We start from the raw sequence: 23336 nt of genomic DNA on the forward strand, positions 1-23336 counted from the left end.
GTATGACTATCAAATTAGACCCGTTGGTTTCTGAATTTGAAACGCAGGACCAAGCCGACTCTTATGACGCATGGGTTCGTGAACGCATTGAGCGCAGCATGAAAGATGATAGGCCTCGAGTGCCACATGACGAGGCAATGGCGCGAATTACCGCCTTGATTGAGGCTAAAACTCGTAATGCTGGTTGAGTGGAGCGAGCAAGCTCTAGAGTCGCTAGATATTATTATTGGCTACCTGGCCGATCATAACCGGCTAGCAGCACAGCAGTTGCACACTGACATTATGGAGACGGCAACTGTATTAATGCGGCAATCTAATAGAGCATAGTGTATAATCTCAACATTATGAAAATAGATGCCCGAAAACTGAGTCCTGAAGAGCAGCGTGAAAAGCGAACTATCGCTTTGCGCATGCGTGAACAGGGCTATACATTTAAAGCCACTGCTGAAGCAGTGGGTGTTCACATGCGCACTGTCGCTAAATGGACTGAAACAGCAGCACAAGAAGGTAAACAGGCGGCCATTAAAGGTGGTCAGCGTGGAGCCAAAGCCGGTGAGCGGCGCAGCTTGAGCAGTAGTCAGGAAGTTCTCATTCAGACGCTGATTACCGACAAAATGCCCGACCAGCTCAAGTTGGGTTTTGCTCTGTGGACACGCGATGCGGTGCGCGAGCTGATTCAGGAACGCTGCGACTTTCTGATGCCGGTACGTACTGTAGGCGAGTACCTCAAGCGCTGGGGTTACACTCCACAGCGTCCGCTAAAGCGGGCTTATCAGCAGAATCCAAAGGTGGTGCAGCGCTGGCTGGATGAGGAATATCCGCTGATTGCCCAGCGTGCAAAGGTCGAAAACGCCGAAATCCAGTGGGCTGACGAGACTGGAGTACGTAGCGACAGCCACGGTGGCCGCAGCTTTGCACCGGCAGGCAAGACACCAGTACGACTGGTTAGCGGTAGCCGGTTTGCAACCAATATGATTTCTAGTGTTACCAACCGAGGTAAATTGCGCTTCATGATGTACCGGGAAACGATGACATCCCAGGTGTTGATTCGCTTTCTGGATCGCCTTGTTCGCGGCTCGGAAGGCAGAAAAATATTTCTGATTCTCGATAACCTGCGAGTGCACCACAGCAAGAAAGTCGCAGCTTGGGTCGAGGCCAGAAAAGAGCAAATTGAGTTATTTTTTCTGCCCGCTTATGCGCCAGAGCTCAATCCAGACGAATACCTGAACGGGGACCTTAAACAACAGTTAAAAACTGGCAGGGCTGCGCGTACGCAGGCTGAACTTGAAGAGCGGGTTCGTTCAATACTAAGGCGTATCCAGCGGAGGCCGGGACGAGTTTCTTCTTACTTCCGACACCCCAAGATTGCTTATGCCGCCTGATATGGCCTATTTAATTGCCGAGGTAATATTGTCTCTATTTCCATATATGCACAAACTGGGACGTGTAGCAGGAACTAGAGAGGCGATTGTGACTGCTAACTATTTTATGGTTTATCGTGTGACACACTGTGTGGAAATACTGGAAGTTCTGCATACCAGACGTGAGTACCCTTAAACGGCCATTAATTTATAAGTGTCTTTTGATACTTATAATCACGCGTTGGCTGTTATTACAGTCCTGATGCTTGAAAAATAGCTGTTTGGCGGTTTTTTGCTCCAGCTCTATCTGCAGCGGTGAGGCATTCAGCCTTTCCTGTATGGCAGGTAGAAGCTGTGCAAACTCTTCGATGACCGGGCCAGGAAAGGCCAGTTCCATGTCATAGAGCAGGCCGTCCTGCTGGCTGCGGTAGTGCTCTATATCATAACCAAAGCAAATTACCGGCTTGTTCAGGTACAGGGCTTCGATATAAACGCTGGAATAGTCGGTTACCAATAAATCACACTCGCGTGCCAGGGCAGAAAATTCCGGCACTGCGATTTGTGACATGTCAAAAATAAGCTTGTTATCGATGTACTGCTCAAGGTTAAAAAACTCTGTGCTGTTATTGAAGTAGTGTGGACGGTAACCCAGCAGGGCATTGTTGGCACGCAAAAAAACCTTCAACTGGCTGATTTCTTCGTCAGTGAACTGGTAATAATAGGCGCTGTCACTCACGGCTACCTGGCGGTAAGTGGGCGCATAAACAATCAGTTTTTTGTCTTGTTTGATGCTGCGTATGGTTTGTAAAGAATCACGAATATACAGCGGCAGCTGCGTTTCCGGCATGGCGAGAAAATCATTGCGTGGCAGCCCTGTCAGCCAAATTTGCTGGTAATTGAGCGGATAAAACATCGCCGCCATGGCGTAGCTGTCAACATCAGACGATGCAATTAGCCCGGCATAACCACGACGCTCCTGTGTGCGGTAGGGCACACGGTCAGTATGTTGGCGGATGGTGCTGTTGGCGGTTTGCAGCAGACGTTTGAGTGCAATGCCATGCCACAGGTTAACCACCACACGTTTGCTGGTGTTGAGTTTGAGCACTGAAAAACGTCCGTCAGGCCAGCGCAGGGAAAAATCCATAGCAATGGAATGTGTCAACAACACAACCTTGCACTGTGCCAGCAGCCAAAACGCTTTGAGTGTGCCATGTTGCACGGCCTGATAGTTGACTGCCCCTTCAGTTTGCCAGTCATCGGGCTGGCCACGGTAAAACACCAGCTTGTGAATGCTCGGATCAGCTTTTACCTGCTCAAACAATGCACGCTGGTTTTCAACAAAACGCCCGGTGTGCAGGTGGTGCGTACAAAAAGCCCAATAGTCCGGCCTTTTGGGCATCAGCCAGTCCAGCAAGCGCCATAACGGGTGCAATAGCTTAAATGCCAGCGGGGAAAGCATCAGTCAAACCTCGCCACAATTGCCGACATCATGTCGAGCGCCTGTTTTAGCTCGTTGATATGTTCCGGCGACAACGCCCGCAACTGATTGCGAATATCCGTAGTGGAAATGCCCAGAGTGCGCGGCAGATACACCACTTCGCACAGGCTGGATAAATCATCAAACTTGCCCGCCCAGTCATCGCCCATGCCCAGAATGCTGACCTGATGCTCGGCGATATCCTGCGCTTTTTGCTCCCAACAGGTTTCAGCAATGGCGAGGTCCACACAGCGCAGACTACGCACAATATCCAGGCGGTCGGCAAAGGGCACCACGGTTTTCTTGCCCTTGCTGGCGTTGAATTCATCGGTGGAAACACCGACCACCAGACGGTCGCCCATGGCGCGCAGCCGCTCCAGCAGGCGCAAGTGGCCGATATGGAACAGGTCAAAGGTGCCGTAGGTGAGAATGGTTTTTTGCATGATATCGCCTGAAAAATAATCTGTGCCAAGTATAGACCCTAATGGTTATCGGGGCGTACGCCAGATGCTTGAAGCAGGTTATATGCTATGCTTTCCGGGCTTTTTTAACCCGTTTTTCGCACAGGGAGCCAGCATGACTGCCAGCACTCGCCTTAGACTGCCCATCGGCATCCAAACCTTTTCGATTATCCGTGAGGGCGGCTATTACTACGTTGATAAAACGCCGTATATCGAGCGACTGGTGCAGCAGAACAAGTTTTATTTTCTGTCACGGCCACGCCGGTTTGGCAAAAGCTTGCTGCTGGATACGATTCGCTGCCTGTATGAAGGTCGTCAGGAATTGTTTGAAGGCCTGCACATTTATGACTGCTGGGACTGGCAACAAACCAATCCGGTGATTCGGCTGAGTTTTGGCAGTGGCGTGATGCGTAATCGTGAGGAGCTGGATGTGCGCATTCGCCACCAGTTGCGTCAGGAGCGTGCGCGTTTTACCGACCAGCCTGTGTCGGAAACTGATATTGCCGGCGAGTTTTCCGATTTGCTACAGCTTGCCTGCGAGAAGACAGGCAGGCCGGTGGTACTGCTGATTGACGAATACGACAAGCCAATTCTGGACAATATCAGCGACGAAGACCGCGCCCGCGAGCTGCGCGAAGGGCTGAAAAACCTGTACAGCGTAGTCAAGGATGCCGACCCTTATTTACAGTTGGTGCTGATTACGGGGGTATCCAAGTTTAGCAAAGTGAGCTTGTTTTCTGGCTTGAATAACCTGCGTGATATTACCCTTGTTCCGGAATACAGTAGCATCTGCGGTTATACGGGTAATGATATAGAGATGGTGTTCGCGCCCGAGTTGACCGGACTGGAGCCAGAGCGTATTCGTGAGTGGTATAATGGTTACCGTTGGGGGGATAGTGAGGTTGTCTCGGTTTATAACCCGTTCGATGTGTTGCTCTTTTTGCAGAATCGTACATTTGCGCCTTACTGGTTCGAAAGCGCTACGCCTACTTTTTTAGTTGAGGTGCTACACAAGCGTGGTGTGTTTACGCCAAAACTCGACCAGTGGATAGCGGAGTATGAGCTGTTAAGCCAGTTTGATGTGGGCGAAATCAGTACCGAAGCTTTGTTGTTCCAGACGGGCTATCTGACGATTAAAAATATTGAAGAACCTATTCTGGGCTATAAACAATTCACCCTCGGCTTTCCCAACTTCGAGGTGGAAACCAGCCTGAATCGTGCCCTGTTGCCCGCGCTTGGCGTGCAAAATGCCCCCGAACAGCGTTCCGCATTATTTGCAAGCATGCGTGAGCACAATCTGGATAAGCTGCACACCCACCTCAAAGCCCTCTACGCCGGTCTGCCGCACGACTGGTATCGCAACAACCCGATTGCCCAGTACGAAGGCCACTACGCCAGCATTTTCTACAGCCACTTTGCCGCGCTTGGCCTGAACGTAACCGTCGAAGATGCCAGCAACCATGGTCGGGTGGATATGGCAGTGGACTTTGATGGCCATATTTATCTTTTTGAATTCAAGGTGGTGGAGCAGTTGCCAGAGGGCAGGGCGCTGGAGCAAATCAAGGCTAAGGGCTACGCCGACAAATACCGCGCATCCGGCAAGCCTATTCACCAGATTGGTGTGGAGTTTTCCAGCCGGCAGCGGCAGATTGTGGCGTTTGAGGTGGAGACCGTCTGACGCGGGCCATCCCGGCGCAGCGAGTGGACTTCCTGACGTAACGGGGTAACGTGGATGGCTGACCTTGATGAACTATCCGTATTACGTACCGAAAATGCCCGATTGATTGCGCTGCTTGAGGCAAACGGTATTGAGTGGCGGGTGCAGCAACCGGCTGTTGCCGTTCCAGCAGAAGATACGCTCCGTTTGTCCACTGCCGACAAGATAGCGCTGTTTCGGCGTTTGTTTCGTGGGCGGGAGGATGTCTTTGCACTGCGCTGGGAAAGCAAAACCACAGGCAAGTCCGGTTATGCGCCGGCCTGCGCCAATGAGTGGCGGCCTGGTGTCTGTGAAAAACCACGCATCAAGTGCAGTGAATGCCAGCACCGCGTGCTACTTCCGTTATCTGATGCCGTGATATACAACCATCTGGCCGGCAAACACACCATTGGTGTATACCCGCTGCTGGAAGGTGATGACTGTTATTTTCTGGCGGCAGATTTTGATGAGGCTGAATGGCGCGATGATGCGAGAGCTTTTATGCTGTCCTGCCAGGAGTTGGGTGTGTCGGCTGCACTGGAAATCTCCCGCTCGGGCAAGGGGGCGCATGTCTGGATATTTTTTGAAAGCCGCGTTTCTGCCTGTGATGCACGACGACTTGGAACGGCGCTTATCAGCCATACCTGTGCCCGTATGCGGCAGTTAAAACTGTCCTCTTATGATCGACTGTTTCCGAACCAGGACAGGATGCCCAAAGGCGGATTTGGCAACCTGATTGCTTTGCCCTTGCAGAAAGGGCCGCGTGAATATGGCTACAGCCTGTTTGTAGACGCTGAGCTACAACCCTATCCAGACCCTTGGGCGTTTCTTGCCACAATTGAGCCGATGGCCGTGCAAGATATTGAGCCGGTCATTTTGCGGGTAGCAGGCAATGCGCACCCTCTGGACGTGACCTTCATTGATGATGAAGACTTGGCAGCTCCATGGGTGCGTAGCCGCAAGCTGGATAGAACGTTAGCAGGAACGATGCCTGCTTCACTGCGAGCGACCCTGGCCAATCAGTTGTACTTTGAAAAGGCACAACTGCCGCAGGTTTTGGCCAACCGCTTGATTCGACTGGCAGCATTTCAAAATCCAGAGTTTTACAAGGCGCAGGCCATGCGCATGTCGGTGTGGAACAAGCCGCGCGTTATTGGTAATGCAGAGAATTACCCGCAGCACATTGCCTTGCCGCGCGGCTGTCTGGATGCCGCGCTGAAGCTGCTGGCCGAGAATGGCATTGACTGTGAATTGCATGATGAGCGCTTTGCGGGTGAGCCTGTTGAGGTGTCATTTACCGGCACATTACGGCTTGATCAGGAAGCTGCGGTTGCTGCCATGCTGCATCACGATTTCGGTGTGCTCTGTGCGCCCACAGCCTTTGGGAAAACGTTGACTGCGGCAGCGATTATCGCGAAACGGAGCGTGAATACACTGATACTGGTGCACAGGGTTGAACTGCTCAAACAATGGCAGGAACGACTGCAGACATTTCTGGATATCGGAAAAGGTGCGGCTGGCATTGTTGGTGGCGGCAAGCACAAGCCCGGCGGGCTGATCGACATTGCTGTTATGCAGTCGGTATCCAGGCAGGGCAAAGTCAATGCACTGGTAGAGAACTATGGGCAAATCATCGTCGATGAATGTCATCATGTCGGGGCGACCTCGTTTGATGCCATCCTGAAACGCACCAAAGCCAAGTTTGTGCTGGGTCTTACCGCGACTCCGGTTCGTCGGGATGGCCTGCAACCGATTATTTTTATGCAGTGCGGACCACTGCGATATACCGCAGCGAGACCAGCTGGAGCCCCGCAAAATCTCGAAGTGATCCCGAACTTTCGGAATATGCAGATTGCGGCGACGGAGGAGACGGGTATCCAAGACGTATTTCGTCAGCTGGCCAATGACGGTGAGAGAACAGCAGCCATTGCAGCCGAAGTATGTAGAGCAGTTGGGCAGAAGCGAAAAGTGTTGGTGCTTACTGAACGTGTAGAACATCTGCATGAAATTCGAGCGGCACTAGAAGGGGCGGAGTCCAATCTGTTTGTGCTGCATGGCCGTATGTCCAGAAAACAGCGGGAAGCGTTACTTTCAGATCTTGCCGCATTACCGCCCGATGCGCCGCGCATTCTTTTGTCCACGGGCAAACTCGTTGGTGAAGGCTTTGACCATCCACCGCTGGATACACTGGTGCTGGCCATGCCGGTATCCTGGAAAGGCACGCTGCAACAGTATGCTGGTCGTCTGCACCGTGAACATGCCGGCAAGACAGATGTGAAAATCATTGATTTTGTAGACAGCGGGCATCCGGTATTGCTCAGAATGTGGGAGAAGCGGCAACAGGGCTATCGGGCAATGGGGTACAGGGTGGGCGGTTGAAAGGTTAATTACACCACTACAATTCAGCACGTCGCGCAACAACATGGTGCCGCCGTCGCTACTTGATATTTTCACCCATGGTGAGCGGCTTCTCTAATCAAGTTCTTGCAGGAACATTTTGATTTTAAGGATAAACTACTCACCTTCTTTGTTTTTATTCAATGCTCGTGAATATGGCGGGATTATGCGCACAGCCCAAGACCTCCTCGACGAACTCAATGCAGTGGATGAATCCACCCGCATTGAAGCCAAGCGTGCCAGCCAGCTCGGCAAGTCCGTGCTGGAAACCGTTATCGCCTATGCCAACGAGCCGGGGCTGGATGGCGGCTACCTGCTGCTGGGTGTTGACTGGTCGGTGAATGACAAGGGCGACACGGTTTACACGCCCACCGGTCTGCCCGAACCCGACAAAGCGCAAATGGATCTGGCCAGCCAATGCTCCAGCATGCTCAACGTCTCTCTGCGTCCCGAGATGAAGCTGGAGCAAATCGACGGTAAAACCTTGCTGGTCGTCTATGTACCGGAGGCGGATATCAGCCATAAGCCGGTATACAAAACCGCCACCGGATTGCCTGGCGGCGCTTATCGTCGAATCGGCTCTACCGACCAGCGCTGTGTGGATGAAGACCTCTGGGCTTTGCGCAGCTCCAGCCAGCCTTTACACGGCCCGGACTCGACCATTCTGCAAGATGCCCGCATGGACGACTTTGACCCGCAAGCGCTGGCCGAATATCGCCGCAAGCGGGCAACGGTCAATGCACAGGCCGAGGAACTGGCCTACAGCGACACCGAGTTGCTGGAAGCCTTGGGGGCTTTACGCTACGAAAACGACCAGTTGCGTCCGACACTGGCCGGCATTCTGCTGTTTGGTAAACCCATGGCCCTGCGCCGTATGTTGCCCATGGCCAAAATTGACTACATCCGTGTGCCGGGCGTGGAGTGGATTGAAGACCCGCACGACCGCTTCCAGTCCATCGAAATCCGCAAGCCGCTGGTGTTGGCCTTGCCACAGGCAGAAGCCAGCGTCATCGACGAGCTACCACGCGGTTTCCACCTGCCGGATGATTCGCCCTACAGCGTGCAAGAGCCCATAGTGCCGCGCAAGGTGGTGCGCGAGGCTATCGCCAACGCCGTCATGCACCGCACCTATCTCAAGCACAGCCCGATACAAATCATCCGCTACAGCAACCGCATTGAGTTCCGCAATATCGGCCACTCCATCAAGCCCGAAGACCAGCTGGGCAGGCCCGGCTCCTGGCCGCGCAACCCGCTGCTCGGTGCCGTGCTGCATGACTTGAACCTGGCCGAGGCCAAAGGCTCCGGCATCCGCACCATGCGCCGCCTGTCCGCAGATGCAGATTTGAGCCCGCCCGAGTTTAAATCAGACCGCCAAGGCGACAGTTTTTGCGTCACCGTTTTCCTGCACAACCTGCTAAGCGAAGACGACCATGCCTGGCTACGCACCCTGACCAGCGAGCCACTGGACGACGAAGAAACTAAAGTGCTGATCTACGCCCGCGCCACCGGTGCAGTGGACAACAGCGCCTGTCGTGACTTCTCGGGCATGGATACCCTTACCGCCAGCCGAGTGCTACGCCGTTTGCGCGACCGGGGCTTGCTGGAAAAGCATGGGGCGGGTAATCGAACCTATTACAGCTTGCGCCCTGTCATGCAGGAAGTGGTGGAAGCTGCAGAGGGCAATATCCATACCGATAGCACGAAGGTTGCAACCTTACTTGCAACCTTACCTCCAGAGCTTGCAACCCAGCTTGCAACCTTTGGTAAAAGGATTGACAGCAAAGCCTTGCGCAATGCGGTGTTGCAGTTATGTGAGTGGCAACCTATGTCCATTGACCAGCTTGCAACCTTACTGGGCAGAGATCGCAATTACCTACGCAACAAGCACCTTGCGGTCATGGTAAAAAATGGAGATTTGGAGTTTCTTTATCCTGAAAGCATCAACCATCCGTATCAGGCGTATAAATCTGCACGGTCGACTGGTAAATAAACGACCGCTGCCGGCATGTCGGACATGGCCACCAATTCCCAATTCAATTTTATCCACCAAGTGCTAAGCTAGCGAGCAGGATTTGTATCTCATTTGGTCACTAGCGTTATGAAAATTACCATCGTCGGCACTGGGTATGTTGGGCTAGCCAATGCGGTTTTGCTGGCGCAGCACAATCAGGTTACGGCACTTGACCTTGTGCCGGAAAAGGTAAGGCTGATAAATGACAGAATTTCGCCGCTTGCTGATGCTGAAATTGAGGATTTTCTCGCTAACAAGCCGCTTGATTTGCACGCGACGCTGGATAAGCAGCAAGCCTATGCCCAGGCTGACTACGTTGTGATAGCAACGCCCACCGACTACGACCCCAAAACCAACCACAAACACTCAAACAGTAAGGTGGGTTGAAATTTACTGAGCTTGCCCTCATTAAGAATAGCTTGAGTCTACAATTTTGTAGACTAAATATTTGGAGCAGTTTAATGAAGAGATTACTTGAAACACAACAAACGCGAGCAAGGAAAGAGTTTAATGCTCTGGGACGAGCGGAAAAGAATGGCATTACGGATACTGAGCTTGTACAGGAAATGACCGCTGATATGGCAAATCCTGACTCTGCGGCTTCTATTATGGAAGCTGCTGCAGCGGTGATGTACATGAGGGGGGTAAAAGGTGGCGAGACGCCTATTACAGATGCCACTAATCGTTGCCTTGCACGTAAAAGAAAAGAAGAGAAAGCTGATTTAGTTGCTAATCCAGCCTAGTTTTTTAGATATTAAAGTCTTGGTCTTCTAGCTGAAGACCAAGACTTTTTGGGGAGTAATTTTCCTGAAAGTATATAGTGGATCTACGAGAATAGAGTAAGTAATGCTTGACTATTATAGTTTTGATTAAAATTATAGAAGAGTGTTATTAGCTTTGGTGAAGTGTAATATTTTATAAGGAGGTGTTTGTGATATTTACTAATATAAATCAGTTTGAGAAACGGATGGAAAATTACGGTGTAATAGTCGCATTTTTTACATTGAGGTATCACAACTGCCAAATAGAAACTGCATACTCATCAAGCCAAAGAAAGTTCCTATTTGCTTTCGTGGATCATAATATAGGCTTTACCTGTTCACTTAATGGCGACTATGTAAGTGGATACATTAATCATCCTGAGGCAGTAAAACAGTTAATGTTATGCCGTAATCACAACAGGTATGATCCAGTACATTTTTATGAGTTACTGGATAGTGCGCTTCCGACTGTCAACTTTACACAAATCAATAATAATCAGTATCAGAGAGTTGCCAGCAGAGCGGTATCTGATTTCGAAGATAGAATATTTTTTAATCACTGGCGTAATTCCAATATGTCCGATAAGCAGCGAAATAAAACTATTGAGCTAATGGGATATGATGTTGTTAAGTTTTGTGAAAAGAATCATTTGATCGCAGTATTTTACCCTTACCCGACTGAGAGAACTTTAAATGCATTCGAAAACTTTCAGGCTGATTACAGTTATCATGGCTTACGGCAATAAAATGAAATAATTCATTCAAGGTGGAGGTGCTTTACTATACAGCAAGCCTGGTGTTTTTATGACTCTAAAAGATATAGGCTCAAGTGATTTTGTTGATACATAAGTATTGCTTTAATGAGGCATTATAAAAGGCTGTTAATAGTTTTTGGTTTTCGAGCTGTAATGCTTTCTATTATATTGGTTATCTGATTGTTTTTGGAGGTATAGTCTAGACTGTTGCTGACAAATTTAACAATACTACAGGTTAGCTCATGGCTAACCTGTAGTATTGATTCTATCGATAGACCTACAGTTGAGTCGCTAATGAAATAGTCCAACCCATTTATGTTGTAAATTTTTATCCCACCTATATTGCAAATGTGTTTAACACTTGAGTTAATTAATTCAGTGTAATAGTTTTTAGTGTTGCTGGAAGTATCGTTGTTTTCTAAATCGTGATCGAACAGTGATTTGAAGATAGAATTGTTTAATAAGAGATCTTCTGGCTTGTTGATATGAATATATGGTGCGGAAATTAAGTTATCGTCGATAAATATTTTTGGTGCGTATTTCATGGTAATTGCATTATGTTTTAGAAAGTTATTTATTACGTATACTTCATGAGCTTTTCCAGTGAGAAGGTATTCGTATGCGCGCATAAATTCTGCTTTACATTTTTTGTAATATGCGCCTGTGTTTTCTTTATTTTGTAAAATTCCAATTGAGTGTCTTTTAAATATTTCTTCTATATAGGTATCTAATTCAGAATCATTTTTTACTAAAGTGTATTTAACTTTTTTATGCACTGTTGTGCCAATGTGACAAAATATAATCCATCCATGATAGTACTCTGTGAGAACTGATAAATTGTTTATTAAATTATCTAGACTGTAGGATAGTCTTGGGTCATCGATGTACCAACGTGAGCTATTTGATTGGATATCTAAGTAAGTCTCAACTTCTTTTGTAAGATAAAGAACTTTCTGAAGTTGATACATTAAGGAACTGTTGTAGCTAGCTACAAACTGATGGTGAGCTTCACAATTGCTAATTTCTTTGATGGGCAATAACATATTCATACTGTGTATTTATAGCTTGGCGTTGTGGGGCTAATAAGTCCTTTCAGCAATATTTATCGACTTGTATACTTCGTCTAGTTCTTCTTTTGTAAAAGGGTTGTCAGCTAGCCATTTGATTGCCGAGTCAAATAAATAGTGTACGTTTTCTTCTGGTATACTGAGTTTTTCAAGCTCTTTATTTAATTCTATTTTATCCGAACTAGGAACACTTACGAGTATGTTGGGGTTGTCGTAATCCACTACATTGTCTAGTGAGATTATTGGCACTGTATTAATTGTTTCACCGACTCGTTTGTTATCACGATCAATAATAGCTGAGATATTAAGGCTACCAATTGTTTCTAAAATAAGCTTACAGCCAGAGCCGGCACCGAAAATAATATGTTCCCCACTTTTTCGACTCCAGGTTTTTAATGTTTGCTTGATTTCTTTCTGGACGGTGAAGAATTTTGGTTCAAGGCTTTCAATACCGGGGTCTTTTAGAGTGTTCGAGTTTATAGTAGGTTTATCTAGGATGGTGGGTTGTAAAGGTGAGTCTAGATTGATTTGCGGCCTAAAAAACCATAGAAGTCTTTGTAAATATATAACAGCTAGTTTGTCTGATAGTGAGTAATTGACTTCTTTGTTGAGTTCAGTAAAGGCAAGCAGCATAACTTTTTCGTGGCGTATTTTGTGCTCGGGGTTTTTGGCTATGCTTGCAGACCATGAGTTTTCTGTACCCAGTCTGTATACAGACATTATTTTATTAATATAGAGCGAGCCGTTTGGATAAGATCCAAAAAACTGTAGAAAGCGATCGCCTAATGTTAAGTGCGGTCTTTCTTTCATGAAAAGTCTGAGTCTCTCCTTAACTTCTGCGCGTATCATGCAGCTTGCTGTTGGAACCATTCCATTGGTTAGGTACAAGGTTTTTTCAAATGGAATAATATTATTTTGTTCTGCGTAGGTGCCTATGGTTTTTGCTGGATGTGAGGCGTTAAAGTAACTAATTTGACTGGCTTGGTGAAAGCAAAGGTTGATTTCTTTATGCTCTTCTAAGCAGTCGACTTGTTCTTGCAGTTTGTGAGTGTCACACCAGTAATCATCACCTTCGCAAATAGAAATATATTCGCCCTTGGCTCTTGGGTAGTTGTAGTGAACAGAGGGGTTAATGCCTTGTGAGTGCTGGTTTTCTGTCTGATAAATTGCTTTTATAATATTGGGATACCTGAGTTCGTACTCTCTTATTATTTTTTGGCTATTATCAGTAGATGCGTCATCATGAATGAGCAGCTCAAATGAGAAATTTGTTTTTTGATTTAATATAGAACTTATGGATTCTGAGATATACTTTTCATGATTGTAAACCAGCATGCATACACTGACCTTACACGGCTGATTAGTATCCCATAAGCTTGTTATAATTTCTTCGCACGGTGGAGTAGGCGTGTTTGTTCTATTGTTGTGGAATAACAATTCCGACATGCTATTCACCGTAAACTGCAAAGGCGGCAAAAGGTTGGAATTGATTTTTTCTTAATTTTAAATTATTAAGACCTAGTTCTTCTAGGACTGCCAGAGTTTCTCCTGGGAAGTGTTTACAGTTTAGTTCGTCAAATACCAACAAAGAGCCTTTGATTAATCGAGGCTTTATTTTTTTAATGACTTCTTTTGTTGGTGTATATAAATCCATATCAAAAATCGCCATAGAAATAACTACGTGTGGGTTATCTTCTAGCCAGCTATCAACGGTATGGGTTGCATCACCTTTGATTAACTCGAATTTTTTTAAGTGGGAGAGGGGAGGAAAGCTTTCAATTAATGTAAGCGTTTCCTCTAAAATGTTTTCGTAGTTTTCTAAAGTTGTAAGGTCGTTTTCTCTTGGTAGTGTTCCATCGTTGCTATGTATGTTAGTGAATCCTTCAAAGGTATCGAAACCATATACAACCCTGCTGCAATTGAAAGGTTCATATATGCTTCTAAGGTTGATTAAGTGTGTGAGTGTTGTGCCCCACTGCACACCGAATTCACAAATAACACCTGGAACATCAATTATTCTTTGATACAAATCGTTTAGGTATAGAAGTTTTGATAGAGCGCCGACATTCATAGTCACCATGCTGTGCTTATTCCAACAACTGCTACCAAAGTGAGGGTTTAGTTGGTTAGATATTTCTTGCAATCTTTCTAAGTTATTGATACTTGATTTTGTATTGTTGAAAATTAGTTGTTTGCGTGGCTGAATAGTATTCATTTAAACTCTCTTTTTGTAAGGTTTTCAATAGTTATTTCTAATCCAGTGGTAAATACTAAGTTGCATGCTGATGAATATAGATAAATTGAATTTTCTTCATTCAAATGCAAAGAGAACGGCTTCCCAGCCGTTATTTAACTCTACCCAGTTAAACGCTAGTTTATAGCTTGGATTCAAGCAGGATATAAGCTCTGGTAGTTTTATAATGTCATCCCAAAGATGATATATGCATATTGCTAAAGTGGGTTTGTGCTTCTTTATTGTGTTTGTCGCTCCAGCTAGTGCGTATCTTTCAGCACCCTCGATATCCATTTTAATGAAGTCAACTTTTGCTATGTTATTATCTTTAATATGCTTGTCTATTGTTATTGTTTCAATTGCTTCTCCGGTGTTTTCACCAAACATAGAGGTTGCACCTTGAATGGCAGTTGCTTTTATGTGTACGATATCGCCGTCTTTGTCACTAAGAGCAGTTTTGTAAATGCTGGTATTTTGTATGTTGTTATCTTTTATGTTTTTTTCGAGTAGTTCTATATTTTCGTCCAATAACTCAAAGGAGTGTATTGTTGGGTTTATATATGTTTGAGAGAATAGTACTGCTGTGTCTCCAACAAAAGCGCCTGCATCGATTATAAAGCTGTTTTCTAGGTGTTTTACTTTATTGTGTTCATATTGTCTATAGTTGAAATCATGTACACAAAAATTCCATTTATATGTTGTTAGCTTTCCCGTAAGATTAGCCTTTTTTAAGTCTAGAGTATGGTACTGCTTACCGTTTAAAATGAACTGTTCGGTCTTTTGTGATGCAACTTCTTTAAGCTTTGCTTGATACTCTGCTTTTTCAGATATGCTGATGATGTCAATAGATAGCCATCTTTTCATAAACCATATTACTAATCTTTCTTGCTCTGTAGGGCTAAGTTTTTTATATAGGTTTTTTGTGATGCTATCTAGATGCTTGTTGTACTTCTCTATTTTTTCTTCGTAGAGATGCTTATCTTTTTCGTCAAGCTTTTCTTTTTTGGCTTCTAAATGCTGTAAGAATGAATTGTTTTGCATTTTTTTCCTTTAAGATTCACTTATTAAGAAATCAAGTAATTTTGCGTTGTTTTTGATTGTAGCTGAGTCTTTCCTTTCAGCAAACGAATCATCAATAAACACCGCTTTCTCCGCTGTCATAAAATCCGCCTTGGGTCGTCCATCTGTCACATGCACAATCTCATCAAATAGTTGCGTTAAACGGTATTGCTTCAGTGTTGCTTGTAAGTCGCCTCGGTGGCGGGTTATTAGGCAAATGTGTTTGCCTTCGTCTATTGCCTTGTATAAAAACGCCACCAGTTCGTAGTTTACCTTGCCATCTACAATCAGGCAGTCGTCCAGGTCAACGTAAACGTGGCTGTATTCGATATCCAGCTTGTATCTGTTGCACAGGGCGCGGTCTAGTTCGACGTTAAAGTCGTTGACCAGTATTTCTACATCCTGCCCGAAGGCATCAAAGCAGCTTAGCAGGGCAAAGTTTACGCCCTTGATGCGAAACAGTGCCGAGGAGCCTGCTAGTCTTGCGGCGACTTCCAGCAGTCTGGGCTGGCCGTCTGCGGCTTGTTTGGCCTGAAAAAACCATGCGCCTCTGGGCTTTAGGATGCGGTTGATGTTTTCGGCCCAATGGGCAAATTCTTGAGCATGTGCGCTGCTTTCGCTGGTGTTGACGCTGATGCCGTTGCTGACGCGGTTGCGGCTGCGCACGCCATGAAAGCGCAGTTGGCCGTGACGGTCGCTAAAGCAGTCGATGGTCCATTCGGGGCCGGTCAGGTATTCCTGTATCAGTATGTCCTTGCTGGTGGCGGTTTCTAGTAACAGCTCGGCATGTTTGCGGTTGTTGGCTTTGGCAGCGCCGCGTGCGCCGTAGCCCTGGGCGGGTTTGAGGAATACCGGATATTGCTCAACTTCATCCAGGTTGCTGTAGCTGTGTGCCTGCGGGATATGGCCGTGCAGGGCGGCGTAGGTTTTGCGTTTGTCGGCGCAGATGGCGGTGGTTTCTTTGCTGCTGCCAATCACGACCACGCCCAGTTCGGCGGCGAGGTTGTGCAGGGTTTCGGCCACGGCATCCATGGTCGGGTAGATGGCGTCGATGTGGCGGCTGCGGATGATGTCTTGCAGGGCGGCGGCGAAGCCTGCGTCTGTGTGCATGGGCACGCCGCCGATGTAGTCGTCATACACAAAGCGGCCATGGTCATCCACGCTGGATGCGCCAATCAGGGCAAAGTGGGTGGAGTGCTGCATGGAGCGATGGATTTCCAGCCCGATTTCTGAACCGCAGGGGAAGACCAGAATGTTTCTTTTAGGAGTTGCAGGCATTTAATACATCCTTGATTAAACTGATGACCCTGTCTTGTTCGTCTTCTGTCAACGCCGGATAAATCGGCAGGCACAGTACTTTTTCTGCAATTTCTGTCGCAGTCGCGAGATTTTCCGGCTGGGCGCTGACCAGTCCTCGATACATGGGGAACTGGCTGATCAGCGGGTAAAAGTAACGTCTTGAATAAATGCTGTTGTCGCGCAGGCGCTGGTAGAGCGCATCGCGGCTGATGGGGTAGTTGCTGTCTATCAGAATAGGGTAGTAGGAGTTGTTGGTGGTTTGCTCCAGCAGGCCGGCGGGGATGCTGATGCCCTTGATGTCTTTTAGCTGCTGGTTGTAGCGCTGGGCGATGTGTTGGCGCTGGGCCAGCGCCTGGTCGATGTGTTTGAGCTGTAGCAGGCCGAAAGCGGCGTTGATTTCGCTCATTTTGCCGTTGATGCCGTTGGCCACTACGGTAACTTCATCAACAAAGCCAAAGTTTTTTAGTTGGTCGATACGTTTTTTGGTTTTTGCATCTGGGCAGATGATGGCACCGCCCTCGAAGGTGTTGAATACTTTGGTGGCGTGAAAGCTCAGCACACTCAGATCACCGTGACGCAGAATGCTACCGCCGGCATCTCGTACGCCAAAGCTGTGGGCCGCATCATAGATGACTTTCAGGTTGTAATTATCTGCTATGCGCTGGATGGCCTGGACTTGGCACGGGTTGCCGTAGCAATGCACAGGCATGATAGCGGTGGTGTGTGGAGTAATGGCGGCTTCGATTTTTTCCGGATCAAGGTTGAAACTATGCGGGTCGATATCGGCAAACACCGGGCGGATGCCGTTCCACAGCAGAGAGTGTGTGGTGGCAACAAAGGAGTAGGGCGTGGTGATGACTTCGCCGGTGATGCGCAGTGCCTGCAGGGCGGTGAGCAGGGCGATGGTGCCGCTGTTGAACAGGGCTACGTGCTCGACACCCAGGTAGTCCGCCAGTTGTTGCTCAAGCTGGCGGTGCATGTTGCCGCCGTTGGTGAGCTGCTTGCTGGCCCAGATTTGTTCCAGGTAGGGCAGAAACTCTTCGAGATCCGGCAGCAGCGGCTGGGTAACGTAAATTGGGTCGTTGCTCATGAGTAGTCCGCTGGCTGGTGGTGAATGATGGCCATATTCTCGCAAGGATCAGAAAGGGTCAACCAGGCTGCTGGTGATGATGCCGGCGGTACATTACACTGTGGCCGGTATTTTTATAGGTGGTGACATGAAAGGCATTATTCTCGCAGGTGGCTCCGGTACCCGCTTGTATCCGATTACTCGCGGCGTGTCCAAGCAGCTGATTCCCGTGTATGACAAGCCGATGGTGTATTACCCGCTGTCGGTGCTGATGCTGGCCGGCATTCGTGAGGTGCTGGTCATCACTACGCCAGAGGATCAGCCCAGTTTTCAACGCTTGCTGGGCGACGGTTCCGAGCTGGGCATGCGTTTTGAGTACGTGGTGCAGCCATCACCGGATGGCCTGGCCCAGGCCTTCATTCTTGGGCGCGAGTTTATTGGTGATGATGATGTGTGCCTGATTCTGGGCGACAACATTTATCACGGCCATGACCTCAGTCGCTTGCTGCAATCGGCAGTGGCCAATGTGAGCGAGCATAACCGGGCGACGGTATTTGGCTATCACGTGCAGGACCCTCAGCGTTACGGGGTGGTCGAGTTTGATGGCCAGGGCCAGGTGGTCGGCATTGAAGAAAAGCCGCAGCAGCCCAAGTCCAGCTATGCAGTGACAGGACTGTATTTCTACCCGAACGACGTCGTGCAAAAAGCTGCCAAGGTGAAGCCCTCTGCCCGTGGCGAGCTGGAAATTACCACTGTTAACCAGATGTTTTTGGCCGAAGGTCGGCTGATGCTGGAAAAAATGGGCCGTGGCTATGCCTGGCTGGATACCGGTACCCATGAAAGCCTGCTGGAAGCTTCTGCTTTTATTGAAACCATTGAGAAGCGCCAGGGGTTGAAGGTGGCTTGTCTGGAAGAAATTGCCTTCGAGATGGGCTATATCGGCCGTGAGCAGGTGCTGGAGCTGGCCGGCCCGCTGGAGAAAAACCAGTACGGCCAGTACCTGATACGCCGTATGCAAGAGGAGCGATAGAGATGCAGCTGATTCCCCAGGCAATTCCTGATGTGGTGCTGATTGAGCCAAAGGTACACGGCGATGCCCGTGGTTATTTTGTCGAGACCTTCCGAAAGGACCGCCTTGAGCAGGCGTTGGGCTATCCGGTTTCCTTTTGCCAGGACAATGAGTCTTTTTCGTCGCGCGGTGTGTTGCGCGGGTTGCATTTTCAATTGCCTCCTCATGCGCAAGCCAAGCTGGTACGGGTACTCGATGGCGAGGTGCTGGATGTAGCAGTGGATATCCGTCAGGGTAGTCCGACATTTGGCCAGCATGTTGCCGTGCGGCTGGATGCACAGAGCAAGCGGCAGCTGTTTGTGCCGCGTGGTTTCGCACATGGCTTTGTGGTGTTAAGCGAAACAGCACGTTTTGCCTACAAGGTGGACAATTACTACTCGCCGGAGTCGGACCGGGGGCTGGCGTTTGATGACCCTGCATTGGGCATCGACTGGTTGCTGCCGTCGGAGCAGTTGCTGCTCTCGGCCAAAGACCAGCAGCAGCCGCTGTTAAGCCAGCTGGGTGAGGCTTTTGTTTATCAGGGCGGCACACATGACTAAGCGGGTTTTGGTTATTGGCAAGAACGGCCAGCTGGGGCAGAGCCTGCACAAGGTTGCTGTGCGTTATCCGCAATTTGATCTGGATTTTGTCGGACGTGAGCGGCTTGATCTGGGGTGTGACAAGTCAATCAGTACTTTTTTTGACGCGCTTGAGCAGCCTTACGCTGCCATCATCAATGCCGCAGCCTACACGGCGGTGGACAAGGCCGAGTCCGAGCCTGAGCTGGCCAGGCAGGTAAATCACCATGCGGTGGAGCAGCTGGCTGAAATCGCACAGCGGCAGGGCAGTTTTTTTGTTCATGTATCCACTGACTATGTGTTCAGTGGGCAGGCTTGCCGCCCTTATACCGAGACGGACACTACAGCACCGGTTAATGCGTACGGCGCCAGTAAGCTTGGTGGTGAGCGGGCCATGTTGGCCAGCGGTTGCCGGGGTGTCATTGTGCGCACTGGCTGGGTGTACTCGGAGTTTGGCAACAACTTTGTCAAAACAATGTTGCGGCTGGGCAATGAGCGTGACGCACTGGGGGTGGTATGTGACCAGATAGGTACGCCTACCTATGCCCCTGACCTGGCCACGGCTTTGCTGGAGCTGTTGCAAGCGGGGCTGGATTCGGCAGCCGGTGACGCGCAGGTTTATCATTACAGCAATGAGGGTGCGTGCAGCTGGTATGACTTTGCAGAGGCCGTATTTGAGTTGTCGGGTGTTGCCTGCAAGGTCAGTCCGATTGCAAGCAGTGCTTACCCGACACCTGCTGCCCGTCCGTTTTATAGCCTGCTGGACAAGGCAAAAATCAGGCAAGTGCTGCCAGCGCCGATTCCCCATTGGCGAAAGTCGCTGGTGTCGTGCCTGCAGGAATTGCAGAAACAGCCTGGTTTGTAATTGGCAGGCCCGTTCTGTAGTTATGACGGGCTGCACCGGAGCAGATTTGCTCTGTGATACTCAATCTTGAAGCCGGCAATGGGTGCTGGAATCAACAGGGAAATTTTCATGAAAATTCTGGTTACCGGCGGTGCCGGTTTTATCGGCAGTGCCGTGGTGCGGCACCTGATCAACGATACCGGCCATTCGGTGATAAATCTCGACAAGCTGACCTATGCCGGCAACCTTGAGTCGCTGGCCAGTGTTAGTGATAGCTCGCGCTATGCGTTCGAGCAGGTGGATATTTGTGATGCCGCCGAAGTACAACGGGTGTTTGCCCAACATCAGCCCGATGCGGTCATGCACCTGGCAGCGGAAAGCCACGTGGACCGTTCCATTGATGGCCCTGGCGAGTTTATCCAGACCAATATTGTAGGTACCTATGTGTTGCTTGAGGCAGCACGTGCCTACTGGAGCCAGCTGCCGGATGAGCGCAAGGCTGCATTTCGCTTTCATCATATTTCTACTGATGAGGTGTATGGGGATTTGCCGCATCCTTCGGATGAGGGTGTCAACAAGGACAGTCTGCCACTGTTCACGGAGAGCACGGCCTATGCGCCAAGCTCGCCGTACTCGGCATCCAAGGCAGGCTCTGATCACCTGGTGCGAGCCTGGCAGCGTACTTATGGGCTGCCGGTGATCGTGACCAACTGCTCCAACAACTATGGGCCTTATCATTTTCCGGAAAAACTGATTCCGCTGGTGATCCTGAATGCGCTGGAAGGCAAGTCGCTACCGATTTATGGCAAGGGCGACCAGATTCGTGACTGGCTGTATGTGGAGGATCACGCCCGGGCGCTGCTGCAGGTGCTGACGAACGGAGAGCCGGGGGAGACCTACAACATTGGTGGCCATAACGAGAAAACCAATCTCGAAGTGGTAGCGACGATTTGCGACATTCTTGATGAGCTTGCCCCTCGAGGGCTTGAACTGCCGGCTGGTGTTGCTGCGCAAGAGCAGCGGGCTACAAGCTACAAGAGTCTGATTGCCCATGTGGCGGATCGCCCCGGCCATGACCGGCGTTACGCCATTGATGCCGGAAAAATCGCCAGCGGGCTGGGCTGGGTGCCGCAGGAAACCTTTGCCAGCGGCCTGCGTAAAACCGTGCAGTGGTATCTGGATAACCAGCGCTGGTGCCAGCGTGTTCAGGATGGCAGCTATCAGCGGGAGCGGTTGGGGAGTTTGTAAAAATAAAACTTGGCATGCTATGTGCTTGAAAGTTTGTGCGCAGGATTAAAGCGTCAAGGCTTCGACAGTGAGCCGGACGTTCCATCTTCTGGATGGTTTTCTGACGCGGACGACAACCAAGACGAAAGCTGAGTAACCGGGAGCATGCCGCTGGCAAAAGCCCGCTGGCACGTCTGGTTATTCAACGATCAGCCCTGGAGGCACATAACATGGCACTTTCAGTTAATACCAACGTTGCGTCGCTCAATACACAACGCAACCTGAACAACTCATCCAACGCCCTGGGCACGTCCTTGCAGCGCCTGTCGACCGGTTCGCGCATCAACAGTGCCAAGGACGATGCTGCCGGTTTGCAGATTGCCAACCGCCTGACCAGCCAGATCAACGGCATGGGCGTTGCGGTGAAAAACTCCAATGACGGCATTTCCATGGCGCAAACCGCCGAGGGTGCGCTGGAACAGTCCACTACCATTTTGCAGCGTATGCGTGATCTGGCTTTGCAATCAGCTAACGGCTCTAACAGCCCGGAAGAGCGCAAGGCGCTGAATGCCGAAGTGATCGAGCTGAAAAAAGAACTGGACCGGATTGCCAATACCACCACCTTTGGCGGCAAAAAACTGCTGGATGGCACCTTTGGTGCGACTACATTCCAGGTCGGTGCTGCAGCCAATGAAACCATTACCGTCAAGATTGATGAAATGAGTTCGGCTTCGCTGGAAGCGAAAATGTTTGGCTCTGACTTGGCGAGCCCGACTGATATTGGCACTGGCGCACCTACTACAACCTCGGGAGCGATAGCTATTTCTGTTCAGACGCCGGGTATGAGTGCACCGAGAACGTTTAGCGTGGTGGTTAAAGAAGGAGCAACGCAGTCTGAGATGAATGGAGCCTTGGCCACTCTCGTGAATGACGCCAGCATCGGAGTCGGTGCTTACGTCAACGAAAATGGCACGATCGATTTTGCCAGTGCCAAATCAGTAGGCACAGGAGCGGATGACATTCAGGTCAAATATAGTGCTTTTACGCCAGCAGGGCCTGGGGATACTGCCGAAGAGGTTAAAGCCAATGCTGTTACAGCAGCTGGAACAGGTACGGATTTGGAACTTGACCTGCGTACAGCCGATAACAGGGTCGAAGATATTGATTTGTCTACTGTCATCGGTTCACAGGAGGCGCTGATTATCATTGATGCTGCTATCCAAAAAATCGACGCCCAGCGCGCCGACCTCGGTGCAGTGCAAAACCGCTTCGAAAATACCATCCAGAACCTGCAAAATATTCAGGAAAATGTGTCCGCAGCGCGAGGAAGGATTCAAGATACTGACTTTGCTGCCGAAACAGCTACACTGAGTAAGAACCAAATCATGCAACAAGCGGGTACCGCCATTCTGGCACAGGCAAACCAGCTGCCACAGGCGGTGCTCAGTCTGCTCCAGTGACTCATTGATGGCGCAGTCGGGTTGCATGAGCGGGCGGGGTGGCAGGATGCCTTCCCGCCGTGGACTTCAACCCGGAGGTGAGCGATGGACATCAATACAATTGGCGGTGGTTTGCCCGCCACAACGAGCCGCCAGGCAAGCGAAGTAGTCGAGTTCCGGCCGCTGGGTTCGGGCAAGGCCAGACAGGACGTGCGCCAGGAAGAATCTGTCTTCAGCAAGGGTGCGCTGGAGCAGAACCGGGAGCAGCTGGAAGAGCTGGCCGAAGATATCCAGCAGGCTACGCGGGTCATGCAGCGCAACCTGAATTTTTCGGTTGATGATTCAACCGGTTTTACTGTGATCAAGGTCACAGATGCGTTATCCGGTGATGTGATTCGCCAGATGCCGACTGAAGATGCGCTGCGTCTGGCCGAAAGACTGGATGAGATGCGCAGCTTGCTGTTCAAGGCGCAGGCCTGACAGTAGTGGCATAATGTGGCTGCAGCAATTTCGTTGTGGTGCCGGACAGCGCCACACACAATGTACAAAACGCC

At 49.5% G+C, this 23336-nt stretch carries 22 protein-coding genes; 14 read left to right on the plus strand and 8 right to left on the minus strand.

The features are described 5' to 3' along the window. Positions 1–2: 2 nt before the first annotated feature. Together relB and AR306_RS04775 are read left to right on the plus strand one after the other, a co-directional pair. The gene (gene relB / locus AR306_RS04770; RefSeq protein ID WP_101496404.1) at positions 3–188 is read left to right on the plus strand and encodes a type II toxin-antitoxin system RelB family antitoxin; all 186 of its coding nucleotides are present in this window, start codon (positions 3–5) and stop codon (positions 186–188) included. A gap of 156 nt (positions 189–344) precedes the next feature. Next, on the plus strand, positions 345–1382 hold the full coding sequence (locus tag AR306_RS04775; protein ID WP_101496076.1) for an IS630 family transposase: 1038 nt from the start codon (positions 345–347) through the stop codon (positions 1380–1382). 187 nt (positions 1383–1569) lie between these two features. On the opposite strand, the gene AR306_RS04780 is transcribed toward AR306_RS04775, so the two are convergent. Beyond that, positions 1570–2775 (minus strand): CDP-glycerol glycerophosphotransferase family protein, encoded by a 1206-nt coding sequence (locus AR306_RS04780; RefSeq protein ID WP_240622478.1) that lies wholly within the window; start codon positions 2773–2775, stop codon positions 1570–1572. Between the two features lie 44 nt (positions 2776–2819). Continuing rightward, complete coding sequence (locus AR306_RS04785; RefSeq protein WP_101496406.1) at positions 2820–3281, minus strand: adenylyltransferase/cytidyltransferase family protein; 462 nt, start codon at positions 3279–3281, stop codon at positions 2820–2822. Positions 3282–3414: 133 nt separating this feature from the next. Here AR306_RS04785 and AR306_RS04790 point away from each other — a divergent pair, with 133 nt between their 5' ends. From AR306_RS04790 to AR306_RS04815, 6 genes are all read left to right on the plus strand, one after another. Continuing rightward, positions 3415–4977, plus strand: a complete 1563-nt coding sequence (locus tag AR306_RS04790) for an ATP-binding protein (RefSeq protein ID WP_101496509.1) — start codon at positions 3415–3417, stop codon at positions 4975–4977. A 54-nt stretch (positions 4978–5031) separates the two neighbouring features. Further along, the gene (locus AR306_RS04795) at positions 5032–7374 is read left to right on the plus strand and encodes a TOTE conflict system archaeo-eukaryotic primase domain-containing protein (RefSeq protein WP_101496407.1); all 2343 of its coding nucleotides are present in this window, start codon (positions 5032–5034) and stop codon (positions 7372–7374) included. Positions 7375–7558: 184 nt separating this feature from the next. Further along, on the plus strand, positions 7559–9382 hold the full coding sequence (locus tag AR306_RS04800) for an ATP-binding protein (protein WP_101496408.1): 1824 nt from the start codon (positions 7559–7561) through the stop codon (positions 9380–9382). Positions 9383–9490: 108 nt separating this feature from the next. After that, on the plus strand, positions 9491–9790 hold the full coding sequence (locus AR306_RS04805) for a UDP-glucose 6-dehydrogenase family protein (protein WP_101496409.1): 300 nt from the start codon (positions 9491–9493) through the stop codon (positions 9788–9790). A 74-nt stretch (positions 9791–9864) separates the two neighbouring features. Next, positions 9865–10146, plus strand: coding sequence for a hypothetical protein (locus AR306_RS04810; protein ID WP_101496410.1), 282 nt, complete (start codon positions 9865–9867; stop codon positions 10144–10146). Between the two features lie 188 nt (positions 10147–10334). Next, entirely contained in the window at positions 10335–10910 is a 576-nt protein-coding gene (locus AR306_RS04815) for a hypothetical protein (protein WP_101496411.1), read from the plus strand. 122 nt (positions 10911–11032) lie between these two features. Here AR306_RS04815 and AR306_RS13150 read toward each other — a convergent pair whose 3' ends face one another. The 6 genes from AR306_RS13150 to AR306_RS04845 all read right to left on the minus strand — a co-directional run bounded on the left by AR306_RS13150 (position 11033) and on the right by AR306_RS04845 (position 17667). Continuing rightward, positions 11033–11956, minus strand: a complete 924-nt coding sequence (locus tag AR306_RS13150) for a hypothetical protein (protein WP_133539728.1) — start codon at positions 11954–11956, stop codon at positions 11033–11035. Positions 11957–11998: 42 nt separating this feature from the next. Further along, a complete protein-coding gene (locus tag AR306_RS04825) occupies positions 11999–13321 on the minus strand; it encodes a glycosyltransferase (protein ID WP_166627884.1) in 1323 nt (440 codons plus the stop codon). Positions 13322–13433: 112 nt separating this feature from the next. Continuing rightward, positions 13434–14201, minus strand: a complete 768-nt coding sequence (locus AR306_RS04830; protein WP_101496414.1) for a TylF/MycF/NovP-related O-methyltransferase — start codon at positions 14199–14201, stop codon at positions 13434–13436. A 96-nt stretch (positions 14202–14297) separates the two neighbouring features. Then, positions 14298–15260: an FkbM family methyltransferase gene (locus tag AR306_RS04835; protein WP_101496415.1), complete on the minus strand. Its 963-nt coding sequence runs from the start codon at positions 15258–15260 to the stop codon at positions 14298–14300. A 9-nt stretch (positions 15261–15269) separates the two neighbouring features. After that, entirely contained in the window at positions 15270–16418 is a 1149-nt protein-coding gene (locus tag AR306_RS04840; RefSeq protein ID WP_166627883.1) for an ATP-grasp domain-containing protein, read from the minus strand. Between the two features lie 121 nt (positions 16419–16539). Next, positions 16540–17667: a DegT/DnrJ/EryC1/StrS family aminotransferase gene (locus AR306_RS04845; RefSeq protein WP_101496417.1), complete on the minus strand. Its 1128-nt coding sequence runs from the start codon at positions 17665–17667 to the stop codon at positions 16540–16542. A gap of 127 nt (positions 17668–17794) precedes the next feature. Here AR306_RS04845 and rfbA point away from each other — a divergent pair, with 127 nt between their 5' ends. From rfbA to AR306_RS04875, 6 genes are all read left to right on the plus strand, one after another. Beyond that, positions 17795–18676: a glucose-1-phosphate thymidylyltransferase RfbA gene (gene rfbA, locus AR306_RS04850; RefSeq protein WP_101496510.1), complete on the plus strand. Its 882-nt coding sequence runs from the start codon at positions 17795–17797 to the stop codon at positions 18674–18676. A gap of 2 nt (positions 18677–18678) precedes the next feature. Then, on the plus strand, positions 18679–19254 hold the full coding sequence (gene rfbC, locus AR306_RS04855; protein WP_101496418.1) for a dTDP-4-dehydrorhamnose 3,5-epimerase: 576 nt from the start codon (positions 18679–18681) through the stop codon (positions 19252–19254). After that, positions 19247–20137, plus strand: coding sequence for a dTDP-4-dehydrorhamnose reductase (rfbD, locus tag AR306_RS04860; protein WP_101496419.1), 891 nt, complete (start codon positions 19247–19249; stop codon positions 20135–20137). The genes rfbC and rfbD overlap by 8 nt, the downstream gene beginning before the upstream one ends. A gap of 108 nt (positions 20138–20245) precedes the next feature. Next, positions 20246–21364 (plus strand): dTDP-glucose 4,6-dehydratase, encoded by a 1119-nt coding sequence (gene rfbB, locus AR306_RS04865; RefSeq protein ID WP_101496511.1) that lies wholly within the window; start codon positions 20246–20248, stop codon positions 21362–21364. 209 nt (positions 21365–21573) lie between these two features. Then, entirely contained in the window at positions 21574–22803 is a 1230-nt protein-coding gene (locus AR306_RS04870; RefSeq protein ID WP_101496420.1) for a flagellin, read from the plus strand. 84 nt (positions 22804–22887) lie between these two features. Next, a complete protein-coding gene (locus AR306_RS04875) occupies positions 22888–23262 on the plus strand; it encodes a flagellar protein FlaG (protein ID WP_101496421.1) in 375 nt (124 codons plus the stop codon). The last annotated feature ends 74 nt before the right edge of the window (positions 23263–23336 follow it).

The sequence above is a fragment of the Thiopseudomonas denitrificans genome, from assembly GCF_002866065.1.
In the GTDB taxonomy this organism is placed as follows: domain Bacteria; phylum Pseudomonadota; class Gammaproteobacteria; order Pseudomonadales; family Pseudomonadaceae; genus Thiopseudomonas; species Thiopseudomonas denitrificans.